Source organism: Meridianimarinicoccus roseus, assembly GCF_003172915.1.
GTDB classification, from domain to species: Bacteria; Pseudomonadota; Alphaproteobacteria; order Rhodobacterales; family Rhodobacteraceae; genus Meridianimarinicoccus; species Meridianimarinicoccus roseus.
The window spans coordinates 15024-20146 of the sequence record NZ_QGKU01000040.1; the positions used below are offsets into that span (position 1 = coordinate 15024).

Genomic DNA, 5123 nt, shown 5'->3' on the forward strand with positions numbered 1-5123 from the left:
GGCGGTCACTTTTGTCGGCACTTTCGGCGGTACGGGCTTGGTCGTGGGGCGCTGCGGGGACGGGAGGGCGCGGGGAGCGGGAAGGGTGGCGATGAGCGCGAACATGGGGCGCAGCATCGGGCTTGTCCTGACACATTGTCTTCGGACATTCTGTCGGCGCCGGTTCGGCAAGGGCATGACCGGGCGCATCGACATCCTGACCCCGGAGGACCACCGCATGTCCGATCAGACCATGGCCGCCGGTTTCGCGCGCGCGTTCCTCGACTATGCGGTGAGTGAAGGCGCGCCGCGGGACGGCCTTCTGGCGGCATCCGGCCTGACGGATGACGATCTGGTGGATCAGGACACGCGCATCCCGGTCGCCGCCTACGAGACGCTCATCGCCACCGGGATCCAGACGACGGGCGACACCTCTCTTCTGCTGCGGCATGTGCTCGAGACGCGGCTCGAGACGATGTCGATCGTCGGCCAGATCGTCCATGCCTCGACCTCCTTTCCGCACAGCCTCGTCCAGCTCAACCGCTATGCCCGCCTGATGGCCGATGTGCCGATCCGCGGCGGGCGGGACCGGTTCGAACTCAAGCGCGAGAACGACGCGGTCTGGCTGCTGGACAATCGCCCCTGCGACGGCACCTGGATGGCGACCGAGGCGAGCTTTGCGCGGTTCATTTCCGAATTCCGCCGCTCCGCCCCCGAACACCCGTTCGAACAGGCGCTCGAAGTCACCTACGCCCCGCCGCCCCATGCCAACCGCTATCCCGAGCTTTTCCGGGTGCCGGTCACCTTCCGCGCCACGCGCAACGCACTTCGGATCAATCCGGTCTGGCTGGACGAGGCGTTCGACGGCGGCAAGGACTACGTCTTCGGCGTCTTCACCCGCCACGCCGACGGGCTGCTGGCGGAGCTTGCCGCCAATGATACCGTGCGCTCGGGTGTCGAGGCGCGGATGCTGGCCGATCTGCACGAAGGAACGCTGTCGATGGACCGGATCGCCCGGGACCTCGGCATGAGCCGACAGACGCTCTACCGCCGCCTGAAGGACGAGGGGGTTACCTTCGCCGAAGTGCACGACGACCTGCGCCGCCGGATGGCGATGGATTACCTCGGCGCGCGCAAGGTCTCGGTCGGCGAGACAGCCTACCTTCTGGGTTTTTCCGAGGCTTCGGCCTTCGTCCGGGCCTTCCGGCGCTGGACCGGGGCGAGCCCGACCGCGTGGCTCTCGAATTGACATGCGCGGTCAATCCGTTGATCCCTGCGGTCATGCCGCGCCCCGGCACGAACGGGTATATCCTCCCTCGACACATTCGACAGTCGAAGGACACACGACATGAACCCGATGCTGATAGCCCCTCCTGCGCCGGCCGCCCTGCTCGGGGTCTGCGCGGCAGCGGCCATGCGGGCGTGACCTGTGGGAGGGCGCGATGCACGACACCTGTACCCGCAGGGCCGGCCTTCACCACCTTCTGACCAAAGGCGCGCGCCGGTTGGCACGGCGGCGCACCCGTCCGCACCGGCATATCTCGGGCGATCCCGGGCTGCCGGACGAACGACCACGCGCAACGCATCGGCCCTTTCCGGCGCGGCGCCCGCGCTGGCGGTGAGGACCGGTCGATGACCCAGATACTCGCCTTCGCCTATGCCGGGCTGGCCGCGTTGCCGATGCTGATGCACGTCGCCAACGCCGCCGGCGCCCCGCTCGGGCGGCTGACGGTCGGCGGCCGCTTTGCGGGCCGCCTGCCGCCCCCCTGGCGGGCGCTGGCGCTGGTCCAGGCTGCGCTGCTTGCCACCATGGCCGGGGCGGTGCTCGCCCGGGCCGGCATCGGCCCGGCACCGCTGGAGGCGCTGTTCTGGCCGGCACTCGGGCTCACCCTGCTGTCCCTCGCCGCCAACGCCGCGAGCCCCTCTCGCCCGGAGCGCCTGCTCTGGACGCCCGTCCTCGCCCTGATGACCGCCGCCGCGCTTGGCGTCGGTTTCCTCTGACCCGGAGACGATCCATGAACGTTCTGGTTGCCGGAGCGACCGGCCATCTCGGACGCTATCTTTGCGCCGAATACGCGCGCCGAGGTCACCACGTCACCGCCCTGGTGCGCGACACCGCGCGGGGCGAAGGCCTGGCAGATCTCACGGTCGAGGCCGAGGCGACGCGACCCGAGACACTCACGGGGATCATGGACGGCATGGACCTCGTCGTTTCGTCGCTTGGCATCACCCGGCAGACCGACGGGCTGGGCTACAGGGACGTTGACTTTCAGGCCAACCTGAACCTCCTGCGCGAGGCAGAAGCGGCGCGCGTGAAGCGCTTCGCCTACATCCACGTCCTGCACGCGGAGGACATGCCGGGCGTGCCGCTGATCGATGCCAAGGCCGCCTTCGTGGACGCGCTTCGGGCCTGCGACATGCCCGCGACGGTGATCGCGCCCACCGGCTTCTTTTCCGACATGGCCGAGATCCTGGACATGGCCCGGCGCGGCCGCGTGTGGCTTTTCGGGGATGGCACGCAGCGCCTCAACCCCATCCACGGCGCCGACCTGGCAATGGCCGTCGCCGACGCGACCGAAGCCGGGCGGGGCTGGGCCGAGGTCGGCGGGCCCGACGTGATGACCCAGGGCGAGATTGCCCGCGCCGCCTTCGCCGCCCTCGGGACCGCGCCGCGCATCACCCATCTGCCGGACGCCCTGCGCCGCGCCGCGCTCACCGTCCTGCCGATCCTGCCGCGCCGCGTCAGTGGACCGGCGCGGTTCTTCCTGACCGCGCTCGGGATGGACATGATCGCGCCCCGGTTCGGCACGCGGCGCCTTGCCGAATACTTCGAAACCCTCGCGGCAGACGAAACACGCCAACCAAAACAAAATCAATCATGACCCCCAAAACCCTCAACCGCCCCAAAAAACCCAACCGCGCCTGATCGGGGGGCATCCATCAGGCCAGCACCTGGTTTGGCCCCGGGCCAATTTGGCAATCCCGGTGTGGGCGGTATTGGACGGTCAGGATCTCCGGACTGTGTTTTTCGCAGTGTCGATGTTCCTATCCTGACTGTCGATTGACAACGAGGAGAGGAACGATGCCCACTATTGAATTCCATTACTATCCTCTGGACGAAAAAGGAGGCCACAAGCCTCCGAAGGCGGACTCTTCGAAAGACGAAACAGACGTGTTCGACTTCGCATTCAGCACCGGTGACAGCGGCGAGGCCGACCTGTCAGACCTCGTGCTACTCCAAGGTTCCACTACGGCAGGTATCGCCGATATTTCAGACTGTCTCATCTCAAGCTATCAGACGGGCGGATCTGGAGGATACGATCAGGTGACCCAGGATGAAACGATGACCTCCGGGTATGACTGGTTCGGCTGACCCGTCCGGGTCGGCGTTACCAGTGCGCCGAAGGTTGCGGATCCGATCTGGGTGATGTGTTGCCCAAGAACCGGCCTGCGTCCCGGAAACCGCTTGCCCCGCACCAATGAGCGAGAATGAACAACCGGGTTCATTGGCCAACAACAGGGGTCTTTCATCCTCTCGCGCAGTGCCGCTGCGTTAAAGGATCACCCGGAAAAAACACAGCCTCAGACTACCCAGTCTCACCGCTCTTCCGCCCAATTGCAAAAGCAGAAGAAGCCGCCATTTGTGGCATCCTGACGAACGCTGCGTAAGGGCTCGAAGCGGCTTTGCGACGGTGCGGCACTCTCTCGCTGTCGAACTGCTATGCCATCACCATGACAGGCCCGCAGCCGCCTTTGACCGCGAGAGACGACACTGCAGCGCGGCTTCACCGAAACGGCCATCATTCACACCGCAGCGTTTCGGGAGACCAGAGGTCCTCGGTGCGGCCCTTCCTGCCGTCCGCTGCAGATACTTGATCGCCGATGCATCCGCGCATTGCGGACCCGCGCTGTGTGGAGCATGAACGGCGGCTCTACCAGATGTACGGCATGTAGGTCCGGTCATGTGAAGCGATGGGACAGGGCGGGCCCAAGAACTTTGCCGGTGCAAGACATGTCGCTCAGCGGGCATCATTGAGCGACGGTCTGCGGGTCCAGTACGCGCCGCGAGACGCGGATGCACGCGCAAGCCTGCGGCACGCCGCAATCGATCCCGATCACATGGAAGATCGCACGGATCTCGTCCTGGGATATGGACGTAGCTGCCCGCCTGCATAGCAAGGCGCCGCGCCAATCGATTGTAGTTCTGCCTGAGCGTGATCCCGGCTTCGCCCGCCAGCATGACGAGCTGCAGACGGGTTCTGTCATACAGGCGCGCATCAGTTGGGTGGGCGATGTCCTTTTCCATAACCATGGTGTCGATGGCGACGCGCGACAGACCACCCTTGTCGACTGCGCCCGAGGCGCGCACCGCCACGTTGGTTTTGATCAGCAGCCACTCGGCCCCTTCCTCGCCGATACGCTCGCGCCAGCGGGTCAAAGACGAGGGATCAGTCGGGGGACGGTGCTGAAAGAACGTCTGCCCGCTGAAATACTGGCAATACGGGTTCTCGACCCAGCGGGCCACAACAGCCTCGTCCAACAGCTAGCTATGATGCATAAGCAGAACGACACCCCCGACCTACAAGACCAGAAACTGGCCGGCCTATAACGAAGCGCTCAAGCGCCGCGGCTCGCTGACGCTCTGGTTCGACCCCGAAATGATCTGGGAGGCCGCCCCGACAGGCAGGCGTGGCTGCCAGCAGACCTACGGCGATACCGCTATCCAGACATGCGTGTCGATGAAGGGTGAAGGGCGTCTCAGAATTGGGCCACTGCGGACTGTTGAAGAAGTTGCTTCGGGCCTAGGCCGGGATTGGTCTTGCTGCGCGCTTTTCGATGATGGAACGGAGCAGCAGCAACACCGCCGCCGCCAGCTTTTTCGGGTTCATGGCGATGGCCGTCAGGAGGGCCGGTATCCTCATGTTCTCGCGGCCGCTGCGGATGGCTCTGCCGGGTCCGTGGCGCGTCCTGGCGGTGCCGTGGGTTCCTTCGACGCGCCAGCGATGCCGGGTGTGGATCGCGCAGTCGTCCTGGCCCCATGCCCTGCGTTTGCGTCAGGCGCGCAAGATGGCCGCGTGATTTGCGACGATATGCACCCGGCGGGATGGCGCGCCCCGTGGGCGAACGCTGCGCCTTGAGAGGAC

The 5123-nt window shown here is 65.9% G+C and carries 5 protein-coding genes and 3 pseudogenes; 5 read left to right on the forward strand and 3 right to left on the reverse strand.

The features are described from left to right. From DKT77_RS13365 to DKT77_RS13380, 4 genes are all read left to right on the forward strand, one after another. Positions 1-1228: AraC family transcriptional regulator (locus DKT77_RS13365; protein ID WP_238547884.1), on the forward strand; the 1228-nt coding region annotated here is incomplete at its 5' end. A gap of 383 nt (positions 1229-1611) precedes the next feature. Continuing rightward, positions 1612-1980, forward strand: coding sequence for a hypothetical protein (locus tag DKT77_RS13370; RefSeq protein WP_109810129.1), 369 nt, complete (start codon positions 1612-1614; stop codon positions 1978-1980). A gap of 14 nt (positions 1981-1994) precedes the next feature. After that, positions 1995-2861 (forward strand): SDR family oxidoreductase, encoded by an 867-nt coding sequence (locus DKT77_RS13375; protein ID WP_109810130.1) that lies wholly within the window; start codon positions 1995-1997, stop codon positions 2859-2861. A gap of 200 nt (positions 2862-3061) precedes the next feature. Continuing rightward, the gene (locus tag DKT77_RS13380; RefSeq protein WP_109812199.1) at positions 3062-3352 is read left to right on the forward strand and encodes a hypothetical protein; all 291 of its coding nucleotides are present in this window, start codon (positions 3062-3064) and stop codon (positions 3350-3352) included. A 656-nt stretch (positions 3353-4008) separates the two neighbouring features. On the opposite strand, the pseudogene DKT77_RS21545 reads toward DKT77_RS13380, so the two are convergent. Next, positions 4009-4152 (reverse strand): annotated as a pseudogene (locus DKT77_RS21545) (carboxymuconolactone decarboxylase family protein); the annotation flags it as partial. Then, a pseudogene (locus tag DKT77_RS13385) lies at positions 4130-4522 on the reverse strand (IS5/IS1182 family transposase); the annotation flags it as partial. The pseudogenes DKT77_RS21545 and DKT77_RS13385, both read right to left, overlap by 23 nt. 13 nt (positions 4523-4535) lie before the next feature. Here DKT77_RS13385 and DKT77_RS13390 point away from each other — a divergent pair. Next, positions 4536-4724 (forward strand): annotated as a pseudogene (locus DKT77_RS13390) (transposase); the annotation flags it as partial. A 13-nt stretch (positions 4725-4737) separates the two neighbouring features. On the opposite strand, the gene DKT77_RS21060 reads toward DKT77_RS13390, so the two are convergent. Then, positions 4738-5123 (reverse strand): hypothetical protein (locus DKT77_RS21060; RefSeq protein WP_238547885.1); only part of this gene is annotated, 386 nt, incomplete at its 5' end.

Bases quoted from the DNA above. Each gene is read 5' to 3' on its own strand.
- DKT77_RS13380 (WP_109812199.1), top strand. From the start codon at position 3,062: ATGCCCACTATTGAATTCCATTACTATCCTCTGGACGAAAAAGGAGGC.
- DKT77_RS13370 (WP_109810129.1), top strand. From the start codon at position 1,612: ATGACCCAGATACTCGCCTTCGCCTATGCCGGGCTGGCCGCGTTGCCG.
- DKT77_RS13375 (WP_109810130.1), top strand. From the start codon at position 1,995: ATGAACGTTCTGGTTGCCGGAGCGACCGGCCATCTCGGACGCTATCTT.